Origin of the sequence: Kitasatospora sp. MY 5-36 (assembly GCF_001182915.1) — a bacterium.
In the GTDB taxonomy this organism is placed as follows: domain Bacteria; phylum Actinomycetota; class Actinomycetes; order Streptomycetales; family Streptomycetaceae; genus Kitasatospora.
The window spans coordinates 1-1,326 of sequence record NZ_LFVW01001220.1; the positions used below are offsets into that span (position 1 = coordinate 1).

The window sequence follows — 1,326 nt, forward strand, 5'->3', positions numbered from 1 at the left end:
CGCGCTGGCGGCGGGGACGGCCCGGTTGCCCGGCGCGCCGCCCCTCGCGCCGCCGTGCGCCGCCGGGCCGCCGGAGCGCCGCTGACGGTCTGTCCCGGCTTCCGGGGGCGGAGCCTCAGCCCTCGGCGAGCAGCGCGGCCAGTTCGGCGTCGGTGGGGCCGCAGTGGCGCTCCTGGTACTCGGAGACCAGCGCGTAGGTGCGGTCCAGCCAGGCCTGCACCCGGGGCTTGGAGGCCTCCAGCAGCGCGCTGCCGTGCGGGGATTCGAGCGCCAGGTGCAGCGTCGAGCCGTGGCACGGGCAGTACGCCGGCCACAGTTTGACGTCGCCCTGCCCGCTCAGCGCGCGCAGGCCGTCGCGCAGCAGTTCGCGCGAGAACACCCAGTCCGCCTCGTCCGGCCGCCCCAGGTGGAAGGTCAGCAGCACCTCGTACGGGCGCGCGGCGGTGAACCGGAACCGGGTGCGCACCTCGCCGACCACCTCCTCGCCCAGCGAGATCCGCAGGATCAGCACCTCCTCCACCGCCGCCGGAGCGGCGGTGGAGACCTCCCCATCGCCGCCCGTGGGGGGGGCGGCGAGGGGTGCACTGGAGGCTGCGGACAGCGGGTCGGACGGCATGACGGTCTCTCCGGGACGGCGTGGGATGCCCTCAGCCTGCGTCACGCCCGGTACGGCGGGCAAGGGTTGCAAGGGGGTTGCAATAACCCCCGGCCGGGCCTTCCTTCCCTTGCCGGCGCTTATCAGATGGAGCGTCAACTTCCGTGTGGCGCACGGATGTCCGCGAAGTGGAGGGGGTGCGACCGGGCCGCGGCCGCCCGCTGGTACGCTCTCCCCTCTCCCCACGCGGGCCCGCGTGGAACCGGCCCTCCGCGGCCGGAGCCGGGCCCGGCGGCGGCGCGTGGGAGAATACGGCGACGCGACGGCGGCTTCGGGGAGGGAGGGGTCCGGTGGCTGTGCGCGAGGACACCGCGCGGGACGTGCAGCACGAGCCCGCACGGCAGGGCCGGCACGGGCGGCCGCGCCCGTTCGGCGGCCTGTTCCGGCTGCCCACCCTGCGCTTCTCCGGCGCCGCGATGGCGATGTCCACCGTGGTCGGCATCAGCATCGCGACCACCCTGCTGCTCAACGAACAGCAGGGGATCGGCCGCCGGGCCGGCGTCGCCCGGGTCGGCAGCACCCCGCCGCCCACGCCGGGCGCCACCGAGGAGGCCGAGGCGGTCTCGGCGCAGACCCCGACCGACGGCCCGTCGTCCTCCCCCGCCGCGAACCGGCCCTCGACGCACCCGTCCACGCACCGCTCGGTGGACCCCCCGGTCGCCGCCTCCCCG

Annotated in this window: 1 protein-coding gene and 1 pseudogene; one reads left to right on the forward strand and one right to left on the reverse strand. The window is 76.5% G+C overall.

Annotated features, from left to right (window positions below; genetic code table 11):
* Positions 1 to 115 precede the first annotated feature (115 nt).
* Positions 116 to 616, reverse strand: a complete 501-nt coding sequence (locus AE652_RS41525) for an SsgA family sporulation/cell division regulator (protein ID WP_049661187.1) — start codon at positions 614 to 616, stop codon at positions 116 to 118.
* A 329-nt stretch (positions 617 to 945) separates the two neighbouring features.
* Here AE652_RS41525 and AE652_RS41530 point away from each other — a divergent pair.
* Positions 946 to 1,326: pseudogene (locus tag AE652_RS41530) on the forward strand (hypothetical protein); the annotation flags it as partial.

What these genes read in the sequence shown, in the direction of transcription:
- AE652_RS41525 (WP_049661187.1), bottom strand. Translation starts at nt 616, where the DNA reads ATGCCGTCCGACCCGCTGTCCGCAGCCTCCAGTGCACCCCTCGCCGCC.